General features: G+C 72.7%; 20 protein-coding genes. 14 read left to right on the top strand and 6 right to left on the bottom strand.

Translation table 11 applies throughout. The annotated features are described in order from the left end of the window. Positions 1-156: 156 nt before the first annotated feature. The 6 genes from AB4880_RS19950 to purE all read left to right on the top strand — a co-directional run bounded on the left by AB4880_RS19950 (position 157) and on the right by purE (position 4,793). Entirely contained in the window at positions 157-981 is an 825-nt protein-coding gene (locus tag AB4880_RS19950) for a biotin--[acetyl-CoA-carboxylase] ligase (RefSeq protein ID WP_367920968.1), read from the top strand. Positions 982-1,010: 29 nt separating this feature from the next. Continuing rightward, a complete protein-coding gene (locus AB4880_RS19945) occupies positions 1,011-1,532 on the top strand; it encodes a PH domain-containing protein (RefSeq protein ID WP_367920967.1) in 522 nt (173 codons plus the stop codon). 19 nt (positions 1,533-1,551) lie between these two features. Then, positions 1,552-2,505, top strand: coding sequence for an adenylate/guanylate cyclase domain-containing protein (locus tag AB4880_RS19940; protein WP_367920966.1), 954 nt, complete (start codon positions 1,552-1,554; stop codon positions 2,503-2,505). Positions 2,506-2,595: 90 nt separating this feature from the next. Continuing rightward, positions 2,596-2,922: a winged helix-turn-helix domain-containing protein gene (locus AB4880_RS19935; protein ID WP_367920965.1), complete on the top strand. Its 327-nt coding sequence runs from the start codon at positions 2,596-2,598 to the stop codon at positions 2,920-2,922. Positions 2,923-2,949: 27 nt separating this feature from the next. Next, entirely contained in the window at positions 2,950-4,128 is a 1,179-nt protein-coding gene (locus AB4880_RS19930) for a 5-(carboxyamino)imidazole ribonucleotide synthase (protein ID WP_367920964.1), read from the top strand. Between the two features lie 176 nt (positions 4,129-4,304). Further along, complete coding sequence (gene purE / locus AB4880_RS19925) at positions 4,305-4,793, top strand: 5-(carboxyamino)imidazole ribonucleotide mutase (protein ID WP_367920963.1); 489 nt, start codon at positions 4,305-4,307, stop codon at positions 4,791-4,793. Between the two features lie 13 nt (positions 4,794-4,806). Here purE and AB4880_RS19920 read toward each other — a convergent pair whose 3' ends face one another. Together AB4880_RS19920 and AB4880_RS19915 are read right to left on the bottom strand one after the other, a co-directional pair. After that, a complete protein-coding gene (locus tag AB4880_RS19920) occupies positions 4,807-5,223 on the bottom strand; it encodes a CoA-binding protein (protein ID WP_367920962.1) in 417 nt (138 codons plus the stop codon). Then, positions 5,220-6,056, bottom strand: coding sequence for a TetR/AcrR family transcriptional regulator (locus tag AB4880_RS19915; protein ID WP_367920961.1), 837 nt, complete (start codon positions 6,054-6,056; stop codon positions 5,220-5,222). The genes AB4880_RS19920 and AB4880_RS19915 overlap by 4 nt, the downstream gene beginning before the upstream one ends. A gap of 99 nt (positions 6,057-6,155) precedes the next feature. On the opposite strand from AB4880_RS19915, the gene AB4880_RS19910 reads away from it, so the two are divergent. Next, the gene (locus AB4880_RS19910; RefSeq protein ID WP_379228384.1) at positions 6,156-7,307 is read left to right on the top strand and encodes an acyl-CoA dehydrogenase family protein; all 1,152 of its coding nucleotides are present in this window, start codon (positions 6,156-6,158) and stop codon (positions 7,305-7,307) included. A 3-nt stretch (positions 7,308-7,310) separates the two neighbouring features. Here AB4880_RS19910 and AB4880_RS19905 read toward each other — a convergent pair whose 3' ends face one another. Beyond that, positions 7,311-8,885 carry a glutamate synthase-related protein gene (locus AB4880_RS19905; RefSeq protein WP_367920959.1) on the bottom strand — a complete coding sequence of 525 codons (1,575 nt, stop codon included), beginning with the start codon at positions 8,883-8,885 and terminating at the stop codon, positions 7,311-7,313. 517 nt (positions 8,886-9,402) lie between these two features. On the opposite strand from AB4880_RS19905, the gene AB4880_RS19900 reads away from it, so the two are divergent. From AB4880_RS19900 to AB4880_RS19880, 5 genes are all read left to right on the top strand, one after another. Then, a complete protein-coding gene (locus tag AB4880_RS19900; protein ID WP_367920958.1) occupies positions 9,403-10,743 on the top strand; it encodes a threonine/serine exporter family protein in 1,341 nt (446 codons plus the stop codon). A gap of 114 nt (positions 10,744-10,857) precedes the next feature. Beyond that, positions 10,858-11,379 (top strand): LPXTG cell wall anchor domain-containing protein, encoded by a 522-nt coding sequence (locus AB4880_RS19895; RefSeq protein WP_367920957.1) that lies wholly within the window; start codon positions 10,858-10,860, stop codon positions 11,377-11,379. 87 nt (positions 11,380-11,466) lie between these two features. Continuing rightward, entirely contained in the window at positions 11,467-12,219 is a 753-nt protein-coding gene (locus AB4880_RS19890) for a class E sortase (protein ID WP_367920956.1), read from the top strand. A gap of 80 nt (positions 12,220-12,299) precedes the next feature. Then, positions 12,300-12,869: an LPXTG cell wall anchor domain-containing protein gene (locus tag AB4880_RS19885; protein WP_367920955.1), complete on the top strand. Its 570-nt coding sequence runs from the start codon at positions 12,300-12,302 to the stop codon at positions 12,867-12,869. Between the two features lie 116 nt (positions 12,870-12,985). Beyond that, positions 12,986-13,129: a DUF1059 domain-containing protein gene (locus tag AB4880_RS19880; protein WP_308085895.1), complete on the top strand. Its 144-nt coding sequence runs from the start codon at positions 12,986-12,988 to the stop codon at positions 13,127-13,129. A 14-nt stretch (positions 13,130-13,143) separates the two neighbouring features. Here AB4880_RS19880 and AB4880_RS19875 read toward each other — a convergent pair whose 3' ends face one another. Together AB4880_RS19875 and AB4880_RS19870 are read right to left on the bottom strand one after the other, a co-directional pair. After that, positions 13,144-14,007 (bottom strand): crotonase/enoyl-CoA hydratase family protein, encoded by an 864-nt coding sequence (locus AB4880_RS19875; protein WP_367920954.1) that lies wholly within the window; start codon positions 14,005-14,007, stop codon positions 13,144-13,146. A gap of 26 nt (positions 14,008-14,033) precedes the next feature. Continuing rightward, entirely contained in the window at positions 14,034-15,284 is a 1,251-nt protein-coding gene (locus AB4880_RS19870) for an LCP family protein (protein WP_367920953.1), read from the bottom strand. A 187-nt stretch (positions 15,285-15,471) separates the two neighbouring features. Here AB4880_RS19870 and AB4880_RS19865 point away from each other — a divergent pair, with 187 nt between their 5' ends. Continuing rightward, the gene (locus tag AB4880_RS19865; protein ID WP_367920952.1) at positions 15,472-16,011 is read left to right on the top strand and encodes an acyl-CoA thioesterase; all 540 of its coding nucleotides are present in this window, start codon (positions 15,472-15,474) and stop codon (positions 16,009-16,011) included. On the opposite strand, the gene AB4880_RS19860 is transcribed toward AB4880_RS19865, so the two are convergent. After that, the gene (locus tag AB4880_RS19860; RefSeq protein WP_367920951.1) at positions 15,989-16,864 is read right to left on the bottom strand and encodes a LysR family transcriptional regulator; all 876 of its coding nucleotides are present in this window, start codon (positions 16,862-16,864) and stop codon (positions 15,989-15,991) included. The two genes, AB4880_RS19865 and AB4880_RS19860, sit on opposite strands and share 23 nt — an antisense overlap. Before the next feature lie 87 nt (positions 16,865-16,951). On the opposite strand from AB4880_RS19860, the gene AB4880_RS19855 reads away from it, so the two are divergent. After that, the gene (locus tag AB4880_RS19855) at positions 16,952-17,908 is read left to right on the top strand and encodes a threonine ammonia-lyase (RefSeq protein ID WP_367920950.1); all 957 of its coding nucleotides are present in this window, start codon (positions 16,952-16,954) and stop codon (positions 17,906-17,908) included. Positions 17,909-17,932 lie beyond the last annotated feature (24 nt).

The raw sequence follows: 17,932 nt of genomic DNA, 5'->3' as shown, positions 1-17,932 counted from the left end.
TGCACGGCCTCGTCGGTACGACGCTCCAGATCGGCCAGCTTCCCGGCCGTGGTGTGGATGTCGGTCTCTGCGGGCTGCGGCTGGGCGGTCACGTGGCCTCCTCGAACTCCCACCCCGGGGTTTCCTCGAGGCGTCTGCTGCGCCAGGGTAGTGCCCGTGACTTCCGGTTCCGCCCAACCCCCAGCCCGTGGACCCATCGACGGCGAGCGCCTCGCGGAGGCGACCGCGCTGACCCCGGACCTCACCTTCGAGCTGCTGCCGGAGGCGCCGTCGACCAACCAGATCGCGGCCGATCGGGCACGTTCCGGCGCCCACGAGGGCCTCGTCGTCGTGGCCGACCACCAGGTCGCCGGACGCGGTCGGCTCGACCGCGTCTGGACGACGCCCCCCGGCACGGCGGTCACCTTCTCGCTGCTGCTGCGACCCACCGTCGCGCCCGCCGCGTGGCCGTGGCTGCCGCTGCTCGTCGGCCACAACGTGGCCAAGGCCCTCATCGCGCAGGGCTACGACGCCAGCGTGAAGTGGCCCAACGACGTCCTGCTCGGCGACCGCAAGGTCGCCGGGATCCTCGTCGAGCGCGTGGAGACGAGCACCGGCCCGGCCGCGATCGTCGGCGTCGGCCTCAACGTCGGCCTGCGCGAGGACGAGCTGCCCGTCCCGACCGCGACCAGCCTGGCGATCGCCGGCTCGACCGACCCCGACCGCACCCAGGTCCTCGTCGACGTCGTCACCGCGGTCCGCGAGGGCTACGACGTCTGGCAGGCCGGTGGCGAGCAGGGGACCGCGCGCCTCGCGGCGTCGTACCGGGCCAACTGCGCGACCATCGGACGCGAGGTCCGGGTCGAGCTGCCCGGCGGCGGCGAGCTGCTCGGCACCGCCACCGACATCGACGCCGACGGCCGTCTCGTGGTCGAGACCTCCGACGGCGCCGAGCGGGTCGGCGCCGGCGATGTCATCCACGTGCGCGCGACCTCGGCCTGATCCGCGCCGATTGATGGGAGGATCGGTCCGTGGCCATCTCCAAGAAGCTGCTCAACCCCGGTGAGCGCCTGATCATCAGCACGCGTCAGCACCCGAAGGCGCTGTTCGTCCCGATCCTCGCGCTCATCGTGTTCCTCGCGATCGCCGTCGCCGTCCAGGTCAAGCTCGACGACACCGGCTTCCAGCACGTCGTCACCCTGATCGTGTGGGTGCTCGCGCTGATCGGCATCGTGTGGTTCACGCTGCGCCCGTTCCTGGTCTGGCTGACCACGGTGCACGCGTTCACCGACCGCCGGCTGATCACCCGCAACGGCATCGTCACCCGCCGCGGCCACGACATCCCGCTGGCCCGGGTCAGCGACATCTCGATCGAGATCAACCTGATGGACCGGCCGTTCGGGTGCGGCAGCCTGATCATCGCCGACGCCTCCACGTTCGGGACGGTCCGGCTCAACGACATCCCCCACGTCGAGGCCACCCAGCGCCAGCTCAACGAGCTGCTCTACGACCTCCACGCCGGCCCCGACGCCCGCCGGGGCGAGGGCGTCTGACCGACGGCGTCCGACGAAGGTGTCCGACAACGGCCCCGAGCGGGCCATCCAGGGCGAGGAGCCCGAGCTCACCGCGGCCGAGGTCGCGCAGCAGGTGGGCATCCCGATCGACCAGGCGCGTCGGCTGTTCCGCACCCTCGGCTTCGCCGAGCACGGTGACGCCCGCGCCTACACCGCCGCCGACGTCGCCGCGCTTCGGATCCTCGCGCACAGCCCCGAGGGCCCGGTCGACCTCGACATCGCGCTCAACGTCGCGCGGGGCATCGGCATCACCATGGCCCGCCTCGCCGACTGGGAGGTCGGCGAGATCGTGCAGCACGCCGACGACGGGCTGCCGGACGGCCAGCACGCCGACGACCCCGGCGCCTGGGTGGCCGCGCAGCTGGGGGAGCGGTTCGAGAGCCTGCTGGTCTACGCCTGGCGCCGGCACCTGGCCGCCGCCGTGGCCCGGATGGAGTCGGTCCGTGCCCTCGACGACGACCCGCACACCACCGACCTCTCGGTGGGCTTCGCCGACATCGTCGGCTTCACCGCGCTGTCCAACGAGGTCTCGCGGGAGCGGATCGGCGAGCTGGTCGAGGTCTTCGAGGCCCGCTGCGGCGACGTGATCGCCCGGGAGAAGGGCCGGCTGATCAAGAGCATGGGCGACGCCGTGCTCTTCGTGAACGACGATCCGATGGCCGCGTTCACCACCGCCGAGGGGATCATCAACGTGATCGGCCGCGACCCGCGGATGCCCGACGTACGGGTGGGCCTGGCGACCGGCGGCGTGGTCCTGCGGCTCGGCGACGTCTTCGGCCCGCCGGTCAACCTGGCGGCCCGGCTGACCCAGGTCGCGCGCCGCAACCGGATCATCGTCGACCACGCCACGGCCGACCTGCTGCCGCCCGACCAGATCGAGTCGCGGCCGCTGCCGGCCCGCCCGGTGCGGGGCTTCGGGGTCGTCGAACCGGTCACCGTCCGGCGGGCATGACGCACGCCGTACGACAACCCGCGGATCCGCTAAAGCAAAATTCCGTCAATTCCACCTTCGCCGACGCCGTGGCGTCCTTAACTTGTGCACGTGATCGAGGTGCAGGATGTGCGGGTCGATCCCTCGACCCGACGTGCATGGCGCGGTGAGCGCGAGATCCTGCTTTCCCGCAAGGAGTTCGACCTGGTCCACGCGCTGATCGCGCGGGCCGGCTCGGTGGTCACCCGCGAGGAGCTGATGCGGGACGTCTGGGGCGTCACCTTCTGGACGTCGTCCAAGACGATCGACGTCCACCTGGGGTGGGTACGACGCAAGCTCGGTGACGACACCCGTCAGCCGCACCTGATCACCACGATCCGCGGCCAGGGGCTGCGCTTCGAGGTGGCGGACGCCGCCGAGGCCACCGGCTCGGCGTAAGCCCGCCTGCCCGGTTAGGGTTCGGCCGTGTCCACGCCTGAACTCAGCCCCCGGATCGCCGTCATCGGAGGCGGCCAGCTCGCCCGGATGATGGCCCAGCCGGCGGTCGCGCTCGGCGTTCCGCTGCGTCTGCTCGCGGAGGCCGAGGGCGTCTCGGCCGCGCAGGTGATCCCCGACCAGCAGGTCGGCGACTACCGCGACCTCGCCACGCTGCGCGCGATCACCGAGGGCTGCTCGGTGGTGACCTTCGACCACGAGCACGTGCCGACCGAGCACCTGCGCGCGCTCGCCGCCGACGGCGTGACCGCGCACCCGGGGCCGGAGGCGCTGGTCCACGCGCAGGACAAGATCGTGATGCGCGAGGCGATGACCCGCCTCGGCGCCCCGCAGCCGCGCTGGGCGGTCGTCGCGTCCGAGGCCGATGTCGAGGCGTTCGGGCTGCCGTGCGTGCTCAAGGTGTCGCGCGGCGGCTACGACGGTAAGGGCGTGTGGATGGTGCGCTCCCTCGACGACGCCGTCGAGCCGCTCGCCGCGGCCGCCGAGACCGGCGTCCGGTTGCTCGCCGAGGAGCTCGTCGACTTCCGCCGCGAGCTCTCCGCGCTCGTCGCCCGCGCCCCCAGCGGCCAGGCCGCGGCGTACCCGGTCGTCGCCACGCTGCAGGTCGACGGCGTCTGCCGCGAGGTGATCGCCCCCGCACCCGACCTCGAGCCCGAGGCCGCCACCGGCGCCCAGCAGCTCGCGCTCCGCATCGCCGGCGAGCTCGGCGTCACCGGCATCCTCGCCGTCGAGCTGTTCGAGACCGTCGATGCCGACGGCCACAGCCACGTGCTCATCAACGAGCTCGCGATGCGCCCCCACAACACCGGCCACTGGACCCAGGACGGCGCCGTCACCAGCCAGTTCGAGAACCACCTGCGCGCCGCGCTCGACCTCCCCCTCGGCTCGCCCGAGCCGCGCGCTCGCTGGACGGTCATGGTCAACATCCTCGGCGGCGACAACGACAACGTCGGGCGCCTGTACGACGGCTACCCGCACGCCCTCGCCCGCGACCCGCGACTGCGGGTGCACCTCTATGGCAAGGAGCTGCGGCCGGGCCGCAAGGTCGGCCACGTCAACGTCTACGGCGACGACCTCGACGACTGCCTCGAGCGCGGCCGGCACGCGGCTGCGTGGTTCCGGGGGGATCTCGGTAACGAGAGCGAGTAGGGCGCGCGGGCTGGTGGGCTCGCGGTGGGCTGATGGGTCGCGTTGTAACTCGGTGTTACCGCGCCTACCCGAGTGCTTCGTCATCTACCACGGTGCTGTGACCGGTCATGACCCTGTGGTGGACCCACGAACACCGAGTTACATGCCCCGCAGCCCGACCCCCTAGCCTTGCGCCCATGACTGCGCGCGTGGGCATCGTGATGGGCTCCGACTCCGACTGGCCGGTGATGAAGGCCGCGGCCGAGGCGCTCGAGGAGTTCGGCATCGCCTACGAGGCCGACGTCGTCTCCGCGCACCGGATGCCGGCCGAGATGCTGGCCTACGGGCAGGAGGCCGCCGGGCGTGGGCTGTCGGTGATCATCGCGGGCGCCGGTGGCGCCGCCCATCTGCCGGGCATGCTCGCCGCGGTCACGCCGCTGCCGGTGATCGGCGTGCCGGTGCCCCTGAAGTACCTCGACGGCATGGACTCGCTGCTCTCGATCGTGCAGATGCCGGCCGGTGTCCCGGTCGCGACCGTCGCCATCGGCGGGGCACGCAATGCAGGGCTGCTCGCCATACGGATCCTCGCGGCCACCGACCCCGCGCTGCAGGCGAGGATGACCGAGTTCCAGGCCGAGCTGAAGGCCGTCGCCGAGGCGAAGGGCGCCGTCGTCCGGGGGCAATGACCCCCGCGTCAGGTCAGACCCGCTTGCGCCACTCGATGGCCGGGCAGGTGTCCATCACCATGAGGACGCCGGCCTCGCGGGTGCGCTCGAAGGCCTCCTGGTCGAGGATGCCGAGCTGGAACCACACGCCCTTGGCGCCGATCGCGACCGCCTCGTCGGCGAACCGCCCGGCGTCCTCGGAGCGGCGGAAGACGTCGACCACGTCGACCGGGAAGGGAACGTCGGCGAGCGTGGCGTAGCCCTGCTCGCCGAGGACCACCGGTGCGGACGGGTGGATCGGCACGATCCGCTTGCCGCGCTGCTGGAGCAGCTGCGCGATCCGGTACGCCGTCCGGTCGGGGTTGCCGGACAGCCCGACGATCGCCCAGGTGTCGGCGCTGTCGAGCATGAAGTCGATGGCGGCGGGGTCGAGGTGCGCGGGAGTGGTCATGAAGACCCAAGGCCCTCGGCGGCGTGGTTCTTCCCGTTGCCACTGCCGTTGCCACTGCCGTTGCCACTGCCGTTGCCACTGCCGTTGCCACTGCCGTTGCCACTGCCGTTGCCACTGCCGTTGCCACTGCCGTTGCCACTGCCGTTGCCACTGCCGTTGCCCCTGCCATTGCCGGTCAGCGCGCTGCGGACCTGGTGCAGCACGTCCTCGACGTCGTACGGCGAGCTGGTGATGACGACCGTCGGCGCCGTCGCGTTGCCGGCGGCGGTGCGCATCGGCTGCAGCGCGAGGCCGAGGGAGTGCTCGAGCCGGGCCCGGGTGGCGGCGGCGTCGGCGGTCTCGTCGCGCAGCCAGTGCCGCAGCACGTGGTTGTGGGCGATGACGATGGAAGAGGCGACCAGCTCGGCCCGCAGCGGGCCGTCGGGCTCGGTGTCGAGCCAGCCGTGGACGTGCTGCGCGAAGAGCCGGACGTAGCGCTGCACGCTGGCGATCTCGCGGTCGCGGATGGTCGGGACGCTGCTGGCGAGCCGGTAGCGCGCCCGCGCGGTCGGCCCCTCGGCGAGGTAGTGCTCGAGCACGATCGCCGCGGCCTCCCGCAGCGCGTGGTCGCGCCCGCTCGGCGACGCCGTGGCGAGCCGGTCGTGGACGCGGCGCAGCAGCGCCTCGTGGTCGGGCAGGACGACGTCGTCCTTGGTGGGGAAGTGCCGGAAGAAGGTGCTCCGGCCGGTCCCGGCGCGGGCCGCGATCTCGTCGACGGTCGTGGCGTCGTAGCCCTGGCCCTCGAAGAGCTCGAAGGCGGCGGCGACGAGGCGCTCGCGGGCGGTGGCGGTCACAGGCATCAGGCTAGCTCGACGGAACGGAGTCTCATAGTTATGATACTGAGTACCGCCGTGTTGGAACCCGACCGAGGAGCTGTCGTGAGCGACTACCCGATGTACGCCCTGTCCGAGGAGCACCAGGCCATCCGCGAGGCCGTTCGGGCCGTGTGCGACGCCAAGGTCGCCCCCTACGCCGCCGAGGTCGACGAGCAGGCGCGCTACCCGCGCGAGGCCGCCGAGGCTCTGCTCGCCGCGGACTTCCACGCCCCGCACGTCCCCGAGGAGTACGGCGGCGCCGGCGCCGACGCCCTCGCGACCGTCCTGGTCATCGAGGAGATCGCCCGCGCCGACGTGTCGGCGTCCCTCATCCCGGCCGTCAACAAGCTCGGCTCGCTGCCGGTCATGATCGGCGGCTCCGAGGACCTCAAGAAGAAGTACCTCGGCCGCCTCGCCGCCGGCGAGGGCTTCTCGTACTGCCTCTCCGAGCCCGACGCCGGCTCCGACGCCGCCAACCAGAAGACCCGCGCCGTGCGCGACGGCGACGGCTGGATCCTCAACGGCACCAAGCGCTGGATCTCCAACGCGGGGGAGTCGGAGTTCTACACCGTCCTCGCCACCACCGACCCCGACGCGCGATCGAAGGGGATCTCGGCCTTCGTCGTCGAGAAGTCCGACGCCGGCGTCTCCTTCGGTGCGCCGGAGAAGAAGCTCGGCATCAAGGGCTCGCCCACCCGCGAGGTCTACTTCGACAACGTCCGGATCCCCGGCGACCGGATCATCGGCGAGGAGGGCAAGGGCTTCGAGTACGCCATGCGCACCCTCGACCACACCCGCGTCACCATCGCCGCCCAGGCCGTCGGCGTCGCCCAGGGCGCGCTCGACTACGCCCTCGGCTACGCGCAGGAGCGTCAGCAGTTCGGCAAGGCCATCGCCGACTTCCAGGGCCTGCAGTTCCTGCTCGCCGACATGGGCATGAAGGTCGAGGCCGCCCGCCAGCTCACCTACGCCGCCGCCGGCCGGTCCGAGCGCGGCGACAGCGACCTCACCTTCTTCGGCGCCGCAGCCAAGTGCTTCGCCTCCGACGTCGCGATGGAGGTCACCACGAACGCCGTCCAGGTGCTCGGCGGCTACGGCTACACGCGCGACTACCCCGTGGAGCGGATGATGCGCGACGCGAAGATCACGCAGATCTACGAGGGCACCAACCAGGTGCAGCGGATCGTGATGGCCCGGCAGCTGCTGGCGGGCGTGCAGAGCACGCTCTGACGCTCAACCGGTCGCCGTGGGTGACTCCGGCCGGGAGCCACCCGTCGGCGCGCCCGCCATCAGCGCGGTGATCGCCGCGCGGTCGCGTTCGCAGACGCTGCCCCAGCCGGGCTCGTAGCCGGCGAGCTCGCGCAGCGAGAGCGTCTCGCGCTGTGCGAAGAGGACCTCGATGTCGTCGGCGTCGATGAGTCCGGGATGCACGACGCCGCAGGTCTCGCTCACCTTGAGCAGGTCGCGGCGCAGCGTCTTGACGTAGTTGGCGTAGCGCACGGCCTTGAGCGCGGGGTCGAGGCCGTGGGCGAGCCATCGGTTCTGCGTGGCCACGCCGGTGGGGCAGGTGTCGGTGTGGCACTTCTGGGCCTGGATGCAGCCGATCGACAGCATCGCCTCGCGGGCGACGTTGATCAGGTCGCAGCCGAGCGCCAGTGCCACGACGGCGTTGTCGGGGAGGCCGAGCTTGCCCGAACCGATGAAGGTGACGTCGTCGGCGAGACCGGCGCGCGCGAACTGGGCGTACACCCGGGGAAATCCGACGCGGAACGGCAACGACACCGAGTCGGCGAAGATCATCGGCGCAGCGCCCGTGCCGCCCTCGCCGCCGTCGATGGTGATGAAGTCGACGCCGCGCCCGGTGCTCGCCATCTGTGCGACGAGGTCCGCCCAGAAGTCCGTGTCGCCCACCGCGGCCTTGATCCCGACCGGGAGTCCGGTCTCGTCGGCCAGCAGTTCGACCCAGTCCAGCAGGCTGTCGACGTCGGAGAACTCGGCGTGCCGCGAGGGGCTCACGCAGTCCCGGCCCTGCTCGATGCCCCGGATCGCCGCGACCTCCGCCGTCACCTTCGCCCCGGGCAGCAGTCCGCCGAGCCCCGGCTTCGCGCCCTGGCTGAGCTTGATCTCGATGGCGCGGACCGGCGCGCCGGCGACGACGTCCTTCAGCCGCCCCAGGTCGAAGCGTCCGCACTCGTCACGGCAGCCGAAGTAGCCGGTTCCGATCTGCAGCACCAGGTCGCCGCCGTTGCGGTGGTACGGCGACAACCCGCCCTCGCCGGTGTTGTGCAGGCAGCCGGCCAGCGCCGCGCCGCGGTTGAGCGCCACGATGGCGTTGGGGGAGAGCGACCCGAAGCTCATCGCGGAGATGTTGACCAGGGACTCGGGCCGGAAGGCGCCCGATCGCCCGCGCGCCGCCCCGAGGACCTTGGCCGACGGCAGCGGCGTCTCCTCGCCGGCGTGCGTGTGCGACGGCGGCGCCGTGTCGCCGAACGTGCGGTGCTTGATGATCGTGTAGCCCGCGGTGTGCTCGACGTCGTTGTCGGTCCCGAACCCGAAGTAGTTGTTCTCCCGCTTGGCCGAGGCGTAGATCCAGCGGCGCTGGTCGCGCGAGAACGGGCGTTCCTCGTCGTTGCCCGCGACGACGTACTGACGCAGCTCGGGGCCGACGGCCTCCAGCAGATAGCGCGCGTGACCGAGCACCGGGAAGTTGCGCAGCAGCGCGTGCCGGCGCTGACGCAGGTCGCGCGCCGCCACCCCGGCGACGCCGGCGAGGACGGCGGCGGGGATGGCCCAGGCCCGTGCGTTCATGGTTTCTGCGCTACCCGCGAACGGTCGGGGCACCCCCGCGCGCGGCGGCGCCCCACTTTGTGTGGCCGGCGTCGGGTCGGGCTCGACATGATGCGCACCGCCTGGTCCGTGCCGATGCCGGTGGGGCCCGGCTCGGCGTCCCACCGTCCGTCGGGGCTGTGGCAGTGCGGGCCCATCTCGCGTTCCCACGGCTGTGCGATCCAGCCGGCTCGCGCAGAGCCTGGTCATCAGGTCACGCCCAGCCGCCCGGATCCCGGCGACGACGCGCTCCTCTCGGTGCTCGCAGGAGCCGTGCCCCTGAACTGCGCCTGCGATCAGCGCGCGCCCCGCGACGAGGGCGGTGACCACCAGGGGGATCGCGGCACAGGCCCATCGTCGGCGGTGGGGTGGGGTGCGACGGCAACCCGCGGTTCACGGGGACGGCGGGCCCGCGATGCCCCACCGGATCGGTAGCGCACGGCGGCGGTGAGCGACCGGGGGTCGCCAGGGCGACCCGTAGACCTGAAAGCATGGCGCCATGGACGACCTGCGGACCCTGCACCGCACGCTCGACCTGTGTCTCAAGGTCGGCGAGGTGCTGCTCTCCTCCGGAGCCGGCGCGCCCGACGTGGTGGCCACGATGCGCGCGCTGGCGCGGGCGCTCGGGGTGCGGCACACGCAGGTCGACGTCACCTTCACCTCGCTGGCGATGAGCGTCCAGCAGGGGCTCGACGAGCCGCCCGTCGTCCAGCTGCGCGCGGTGACCCAGCGCGAGATCGACTACGAGGACCTGACCCGCGTCGACCATCTCGTACGACGCGCGGTCGCGGGCGGGATCGACCTCGAGGAGGCGCGGACCGAGCTCGCCCAGATCGTCTCGTCGGGGCACGCCCGGCCACGCTGGGCGGCCACCATCGGGTGGGGCGTCATGTGCGCGGGCGTCGGGCTGCAGCTCGGCGGCAACCTGGTCGTCGTCCTGGTGGCGTCGCTGGCGGCGATCTGCATCGACCGGCTGCAGGTGCTGATGACCCGGCGCCGGCTGCCCGGCTTCTACCAGCAGGTCGCGGGCGGCGTCGTCGCCACCGCGCTGGCCGCGCTCGGCACCCGGCTCGCCGAGCCGTGGGTGCATCTCAACGCATCGCTCGTCGTGACCGCGAATATCGTCATGCTGCTCGCCGGCATCGGCTTCATGGGCGCCGTCCAGGACGCGCTCTCCGGCTTCTTCGTCACCGGCGGCGCCCGGATCCTCGAGGCGGTCCTCGCCACCGCCGGCATCATCGCCGGCGTCAGCGGCGGCCTGTCGCTGAGCGCGGCGATCGGGCTGGAGGTGCCCCGGCTGACCCTGCCGCGCTTCGACCTGGTCGGCATCACCGCGGTCGCGGTCGGGGGAGCGGTGGGCGCGGCGGCGTTCGCCTTCGCGTCGTACGCACCGTTGCGGACGCTGCTGCCGGTCGGCGTCCTCGGCGGCGTCGGCATCGCCGCGACCGAGACCATGGCCCACGCCGGCTTCGGTCGGACCTGGGCGGTCGGGCTGTCGGCGTTCGTGATCGGCCTCTTCGGCTACACCGTGGGGCGTAGGTTCCGCGTGCCGCCCCTGGTCGTCGTGGTCTCGGCCGTCGTCCCGATGCTGCCCGGTCTGTCCATCTATCGCGGCCTCTTCCTGCTCGGCGACCAGGGCGGCCAGCAGGTCGCCCAGGGCCTGCTGGCGATGGTCACCGCGGCGTCCGTCGCGATCGCGCTGGCGTCCGGCGTGATCCTCGGCGAGTACGTCGCCCAGCCGGTCATGCGCGAGGCCCGCCGGGTCGAGGCGCGGCTCGCCGGTCCGCGCCTGGTCGGCGTCACCCGGACCCGGCGCAAGCGCCGCGGATCGACCTCCTGAAAAAGTCGCGTCACCGTGCGTAACGAAAGCCACAGCCACCCGTTGGGCCGGTAGTTCGTCCCGCCGGGACGGTCTGGGGGAACAGGTCCACATCTTTTCGGGAGATGAGGTCAGATGGCTCGACTGCTGGCTCTGCCGGGTGCCGTGATGGCGCTCTTCGTGCTGCTCCTGGTGTCTCCACCGGGCGCCCGCGCCGACGACTACGTGCCCACCGTGCCCACCGGCTGTCACCTCAGCGTGCCGGCGACGGTGGTCGGCGACCACGTGATCATCCGGGTCCGGATCAGTGCCGCCAGCGGTACGCCGACCGGCCAGGTCGCGGTGACCATCCCGCGCAAGCCCGACGCCTGGACCACGACCGTCCGCTACGAGGGCACGCCGCTGCGGCTGGTCGGGCCGAAGCTGCCCAAGGGCGACCACGTCGCGACCGTCGTCTTCACGCCCGACGACCAACGCTTCTCCGGCTGCCGCGACCGCGCCCCGTTCAAGGTCGGCGGCGTCGGCGGCGACGACACCGGCAGGGGCGGGGAGAACCTGCCCAACACGGGTGGTCCCCACCTCATGTGGGTGATCGCCGGAGCCGGACTCCTCCTGACCGGGGGCGGACTCGTCGAGCGGGGCCGGCGCAAGGCCTGAACGGGGCCCGGGGCCGGGCCGTGACGCCGTAGGCTGCGTCGCGTTGGGTGGGGTGGGGCCCGCCTGACGCGCCCCTGAGGAGGGAAGATGACGCAGACCGACGAGCCGATCGCCGAGTCCGGCGCCGACGGGCCGGTGCGCCGGCGCCGCTCGCGACCGTCGAGCAGCAGGGGCGGCAAGCGAGCCGCGCCGACCGGACGGCGGATCTCGTTCTGGGTGGGCTGCGGCCTGATCGCCGCGGGCCTCGCCGTCCTCGCCTGGGTGGCCTGGCAGTTCTGGGGCACCAACTGGCAGTCGGGCCGTCGTCACACGCAGGTCGAGCACGCGCTGCAGTCCGGCTGGAACGACGGCCAGGACGTCGTCCGCACCGAGTTCGGCAACGCCAGCGCGATCCTGCACGTGCCCCGGTTCGGCAAGGACTTCTCCGTCCCGGTGCTCGAGGGCTCCTCGCCCGAGGTGCTCGCCGCGGGCGTCGGGCACATGGCCGACACCGCCCAGCCCGGCGCCGACGGCAACTACGTGCTCGCCGGCCACCGGGTGACCCACGGCGAGCCGTTCGCCAAGTTCCCCTCGCTGCGCGCGGGCGACAAGGTCATCGTCGAGACCCGCGCGGTGACGTACACCTACGTCCTCGACAACGGCGGCGAGGACCTGATCATCCCGTTCACCCAGACCTGGGTGCTCGACGCCAAGCCGGTCAACCCCAAGGGTGGCGTGCAGCCGCGGGCCGACGCGGGCACCAAGCTGATCACGCTGCTGACCTGCTCGGAGATCTTCCACACCGACAACAGATCGGTGGTTTTCGGACACTTGGTGGGCCAGACGCCCAACAACCGGTGAGGGTCCACTAGGATCCTGAGCAACGCATGCCCGTCCTTGAACGCGGGTCATTGCATGGGGAAAGTTCAAGGGAGGCATACGTGCTCAGGAAGCTTGCTGCGCTGGCGACGATGGTCGCCGCGTCCGTCGTCGCGCCGGTCGGGTCAGCCCACGCCGACGACTACTCGCCGAAGATCCCGACCCAGACGCGGATCCAGGTCGTCGTCGGCGACCCGGGGCAGCCGATCACCATCAAGGTGGGCTCGAGCGCCAACTACCCGACGCCGCCCGAGGGCGACATCGCGGTGCGGATCTCCGGCCAGAGCTCCTCGGCCCGCGCGGCACGCTCCGCGGCCGCGGCGCCGATCTTCAGCACCACCGTGCACTTCGTCGACAAGACGATCAGCATCGAGGGGCCGCGGCTGCCGAAGGGCACCTACCTCGGCACCGCCCACCTCACCCCCGACGACGGCGACCTGTTCCTGCCGTCGTCCGACACCACCGAGTTCCGCGTCGGCGCGGTGCCCGGCGGCGAGGGCGACAACAACGGCAACCTGCCCAACACCGGCGGCCCCGACGTGATGTGGCTGCTCCTCGGCGGCGGCCTGCTCGTCGCCGGCGCGGGTGGCGTCGGCTTCGGCCGGCGCCGCAGCGCCCCGGCAGCCGCCTGAGCCCTCTCGCGAGCTCATCCCCTGCATCAGCTCCGGCCGTCCTCGTGAGAGGGCGGCCGGAGCGGCTTTTCGGGGGCTAGGCTGATCGGAACCTGTTCTACTCACTGGAGGTTCCGATGCCCTCGCTGCGCTGCCCCTGCGACACCACCCTGCGCGCCGACACCGACGACGAGCTGGTCGAGAAGGTGCAGGCGCACCTCGCGGCCGAGCACCCGGGGCGCGAGTACAGCCGGGAGGAGATCCTCTTCATGGCGATGTGACCCGCGGCTGAGGGTCACACGATCGGCGGCAGCTCCGACGCCTTGCCGGTGAAGGACGGCGTCCGCTTCTCCATGAAGGCCGCGACGCCCTCCTTGCCGTCGCCGATCGACGTCCAGAACATCGCCAGCGAGTCGGTCAGGTGCGCCTCGAGCGGATCGGCCGCCGCGCTGTTGCGGTAGAGCATCTGCTTGGCCAGGCCGAGCGCCACGGGTGAGCGGTCCGTCACGAACGAGCGGGCCAGCTCGTACGCCGCCGGCAGCAGCTCGTCGGGCTCGTGGACGCTGCGCAGCAGCCGTCCGGCGAGCGCCTGCTCGGCGGTGAGGATGTCGGCGGAGTAGACCCACTCCAGCGCCTGCTGGATGCCGACGATCCGCGGCAGGAACCAGGTGGAGCACGCCTCGGGCACGATGCCGAGGCGACCGAAGACGAACCCGATCCGCGCCTTGGTCGAAGCCAGGCGCAGGTCCATGGCGAGAGTCATCGTGGCGCCGATGCCGACGGCCGGACCGTTGATCGCCGCGATGACCGGCTTGGGCAGCGCGTGGATGGCGAGCGTGATCTTGCCGCCGGTGTCGCGGACCCCGTCGGCGTACGGCGGCTCGTCGTACGACGCCCGGAAGTCGGCGGGCGTCGGCGTCAGCGACTCGTCGAGGCCGAAGACGTTGCCCTGCGCCGACAGGTCCATCCCGGCGCAGAACGCCCGGCCGGCGCCGGTCACGACGACCGCGCGGACCGCGTCGTCGCGGGCGTCGGTGGTGAACACCTCGAGCAGCTCGCGCGCCATGGTCAGGTCGAAGGCGTTGAGCGCGTCGGGCCGGTTGATCGTCAGCGTCGCGATGCCGTCGGCGTCGACGGCCCAGGTCAGGGTCTCGTACACGGGATCTCCTCGTCGGGGCGCCCGGCTCAGCGAGCCAGGCCGGTGGCGGTGCACATCGCCGGCGTGATCTCGCCGGTCTTGTCGGTGCTCACCTTCTCGAAGAGCTGGCCCGCACGCTGCTTGTCCCACGTGGTGTCGGCCCGGCTGAGCGGCACGGTGCACGACTTCTCGACCTTCGTCATCGCCAGCGCCCACTTCGCCGCGGTGAACGGGCCGGCGCCCTCGCCGAAGCGGAAGAAGTCGGGGACGGAGGAGTTGAGCTTCCAGTAGCGGATCGGGTTGAGCACCGACCACGGCGAGAGCACCTTCTTGCCGACCGCGGCCACGACCTCGCGCTGCTGCTGCACGCGGGCCAGGTCGGAGATCGGACTGTACTTGCGGGCCCGCGAGTAGGCCAGCGCGGTCGCGCCGTCGGCCTCCTGGCAGCCCTTCTTGACGTTGAGGCCCGACTCCTTGTCGCGGATCCGCTGCTTGGGGCAGATCTGGATGCCGCCGACCGCGTCGACGACGCCGACGAGTCCGCCGAAGCCGATCTCGACGTACTGGTCGATCCGGACGCCGGTCGCCTGCTCGAGCGTCTTCACCAGCAGCGGCGTGCCTCCCTTGGCGAAGGCCGAGTTGATCTTCGACGTCCCGAAGCCCGGGATGGTGAGCGGCGAGTCGCGCGGGATCGAGATCAGCGTCGTCGGCCCGTCGCCGGTGTGGAGCAGCATGATCGTGTCGGTGAGGGACGACGTCGCGTCGCCGGTGTGGAGCCGGCGCCGCTCGGCGCGGGAGAGGCCGGCGCGGGAGTCGCTGCCCACCAGCAGGTACGTCGTGCCGGGCTGCTCGGCCGGGCGGTCGCCCGACGGCTCGAAGGCGACCTTGTCGACCTTGCTCCACGTGATGATCGGCACCGCGACCAGGAAGACCGCCCAGAGCACGATCAGCGCCAGCACCAGCCGCACATAGGTGCGCGGACGCGACCAGCGGCTGCGGCGCGGCGCCGAGAAGGCGGGCTCGGCGCTGGCGCCGTACTGCTCGGCGGGAGGCAGCCGCGGCGGGGGAGGCGTCTGCCGGGGCGCGGTCTGCCGGGGCGCGGTCTGCCGGGGCGCGGTCTGCCGGCGCGCGGTCTGCCGGGGCGTGGTCTGCGGCGGGGGCGGCGGCGTGCTCGGGCGCTGCTGCACCGGGATCTTGCGGGTCGGTTCGGGGTCGCCGGAGCCCGACCGCCCCGACGGAGGAGATCCATACATCCAGTCGAAGTCGTCGCCACCGGAGCCGCTGCCACGCCCTGCCATGTCCATGACGCTACCGTCAGCAGGTGGCTACCTCCGGAGGGTGTTCGCGTGTCCCGCGCCCCGGGCACGCACCTGGCGGCGTTGGCGTCGCTCGCTGGACGACCCAGTACGGCTTCGCTCCGCCGCCTTGCCAGGCACGCACCCGGAGCACGGGCCACCATCGAACAACCTCCGGAGGTAGCCACCAGTGAGCGAAATCGTGGCGGCACGCACGCCGTCGTACTCCCGCATCGAGCTGGCCACGCTGACCTCGCGCGCACAGGCCAACCTGCTGGGCAACATCCACGGCGGCGAGGTGGTCAAGCTGGCCGACTCCACCGCGGGTGTCGTGGCGCAGCGCCACAGCGGCGGTCCGGCGGTCACGGCGGCCCTCGACGAGATGGCGTTCCTGGAGCCGGTGCGGGTCGGCGACATCATTCGGACCTTCGGCCAGGTCAACTGGGTCGGGCGCTCGTCGATGGAGATCGGCGTCCGGATCGAGACCGAGCCGTGGGACGCCGCCGGCGAGGTGCTGCACGTCGGCTCGGCGTACTTCGTGTTCGTCGCGGTCGACGCCGCGGGCCGCGGCCGGCCGGTGCCGGCGCTCGAGCCGGAGACCGCCGAGGACCGGCGCCGGATGCACGAGGCGGAGGTACGGCGGGCCCACCGGCTCGCGCGCCGCCAGGAGATCGACGCGATCCGCGCCCGCTCCTCGGCCTTGCCTCCTAGCGAGCGGCGACCTCGGTGAGCGCGGCCGCGACCGCGTCGACGGCGGCCGGGCGCGGGGGAGCGCCGTAGGTGGCGAGCTGGACCCGGCGGTGCGCGGCCAGCGGACGTCGTACGACGTCGCGGTGTTGGTGCGCCCGCAGCGCCAGACCGGGCAGGACCGTGACGCCCAGCCCGCTGGCGACGAGGGACTGCACGGCCACGTAGTCGTCGCTGGCGAAGGCGATCGCGGGCGTGAAGCCGGCGTCGGCGCAGAGGCTGAGCAGCTCGCGGCGGCAGCGCTCGCAGCCGGCGATCCAGCCGGTCGCGGCGTAGTCGGCGAGGTCGACGGGGCCCTCGGGCTCGCGGCCCTGGGGCGTGACCAGGTAGAGCGGGTCGTCGACGACGGGGACGACGGTGATCTGCTCCGGCTCGGGCCGGCCGGGGTAGGCGAAGGTGAGGGCGAGGTCGATCTCGCCGGCGCGCAGCAGTTCGTGCGCCTCCGGCGGCTCGGCCTCGACCAGGTCGAGCTCGATGCCGGGGTGGCAGGTGGCGAGCAGGCTGATCGCGTCGGGGACGAGCGTCGCGGCCCCCGACGGGAAGGCCGCCAGCCGGACCCGACCGGACTGCAGGCTGGTCGCCGCCGCGAGCTCCGCCTCGGCGCGGGCCAGCAGGCCGAGGATCTCCTCGCCGCGGCGGGCCAGGCGCTCGCCCTCGGGCGTGAGCCGGACGCCCCGCCCGACCCGCTGCAGCAGCACCGCCCCTGTCTCGGCCTCGAGCCGGCGCAGGTGGTGGGAGATGGTCGGCTGGCCGTAGTGCAGCGCCGCGGCCGCGCCCGACACGGTGCCGGTGCGGTGGACGGCGACGAGGGCCTCGAGGCGACGCAGGTCGATCACGCCGTCCAGCATAGATCGATGACATCGATTATTCTCCTCGAAAGGAACTATTGGACCGATGAGTGCTCGGTCGCCGACGATGGCCCCATGCTGCGCTTCGACGACGTCCTCGCCGCCGCCGACATCGTGGGCCGTGAGCTGCCCACCACGCCCGTGCAGGCCCACCCCCTGCTCGACCAGGCGCTCGGCCGCCCGGTCCTGGTCAAGCACGAGAACGTGCTGCCGACCGGCGCCTTCAAGGTCCGCGGCGGCGTCCACCTCGCGGCCCGGCTCTCGGACGACGAGCGTGCCCACGGCCTGGTGACCTGCTCGACCGGCAACCATGCCCAGTCCGTCGCGTACGGCGCCCGGCTGGCCGGCGTCCGCGCGACCATCGTGATGCCGGCCAGCGCCCCCGCGGCCAAGCGCGACGCGGTGCGGGCGCTCGGCGCCGAGGTCGTCCTGGTCGGCGCGAGCCTCGGCGAGGCGGGCGAGCACGCCCGTGCGCTGGCGGCCGAGACCGGCGCGTCCTTCGTCTGCCCGACCGACCCGCGGATCGTGCTGGGACATGCGACGGCGTACCTCGAGCTGTTCCGGCAGGCGCCCGACCTCGGCACCCTCTTCGTCCCCGTCGGCAGCGGCACCGGAGCGGCCGGAGCGTGCCTGGTGCGTGACGCGCTGGCGCCGGAGTGCCGCGTGGTCGGCGTCCAGTCGGCGGCGGCGCCGGCCGGCTTCCGGTCGTGGCGCAGCGGCCGGCTCGAGACCGCGCCGGCGACGACCCGGGCCGCGGGCCTGGCCACGACGACCGGCTACCCGCGGACCCAGGAGATCCTGCGCGGGCGCCTCGACGACTTCGTCCTGGTCGACGACGACGAGATCGACGCCGCGGCGCGGCTGCTCGCGACCTGCGCCCACACGCTCGCCGAGGGTGCCGGCGCGGCCTCGCTCGCCGGTGCGGTGGCGGCGGGCGACCTGGCCTCGGGCCCGGTCGCCGTGGTCTGCACCGGCGCCAACGCCTCGGCCGACGAGATCGCGCGGCTGGCCGCCGCGCCCGTCGCCGCCTGAGCGAACCGCGCCCCTTCGGCGGAG

This window comes from Nocardioides ginsengisoli (genome assembly GCF_039537225.1).
GTDB classification, from domain to species: Bacteria; Actinomycetota; Actinomycetes; order Propionibacteriales; family Nocardioidaceae; genus Nocardioides; species Nocardioides ginsengisoli.
Note: the sequence above shows the minus strand (reverse complement) of the source record. Positions and strands in the feature narration are given on the sequence as shown.

Bases quoted from the DNA above. Each gene is read 5' to 3' on its own strand.
- purE (WP_367920963.1), top strand. From the start codon at position 4,305: ATGACTGCGCGCGTGGGCATCGTGATGGGCTCCGACTCCGACTGGCCG.
- AB4880_RS19920 (WP_367920962.1), bottom strand. From the start codon at position 5,223: ATGACCACTCCCGCGCACCTCGACCCCGCCGCCATCGACTTCATGCTC.
- AB4880_RS19910 (WP_379228384.1), top strand. From the start codon at position 6,156: ATGTACGCCCTGTCCGAGGAGCACCAGGCCATCCGCGAGGCCGTTCGG.
- AB4880_RS19905 (WP_367920959.1), bottom strand. From the start codon at position 8,885: ATGAACGCACGGGCCTGGGCCATCCCCGCCGCCGTCCTCGCCGGCGTC.
- AB4880_RS19900 (WP_367920958.1), top strand. From the start codon at position 9,403: ATGGACGACCTGCGGACCCTGCACCGCACGCTCGACCTGTGTCTCAAG.
- AB4880_RS19895 (WP_367920957.1), top strand. From the start codon at position 10,858: ATGGCTCGACTGCTGGCTCTGCCGGGTGCCGTGATGGCGCTCTTCGTG.
- AB4880_RS19890 (WP_367920956.1), top strand. From the start codon at position 11,467: ATGACGCAGACCGACGAGCCGATCGCCGAGTCCGGCGCCGACGGGCCG.
- AB4880_RS19880 (WP_308085895.1), top strand. From the start codon at position 12,986: ATGCCCTCGCTGCGCTGCCCCTGCGACACCACCCTGCGCGCCGACACC.
- AB4880_RS19870 (WP_367920953.1), bottom strand. From the start codon at position 15,284: ATGGCAGGGCGTGGCAGCGGCTCCGGTGGCGACGACTTCGACTGGATG.
- AB4880_RS19855 (WP_367920950.1), top strand. From the start codon at position 16,952: ATGCTGCGCTTCGACGACGTCCTCGCCGCCGCCGACATCGTGGGCCGT.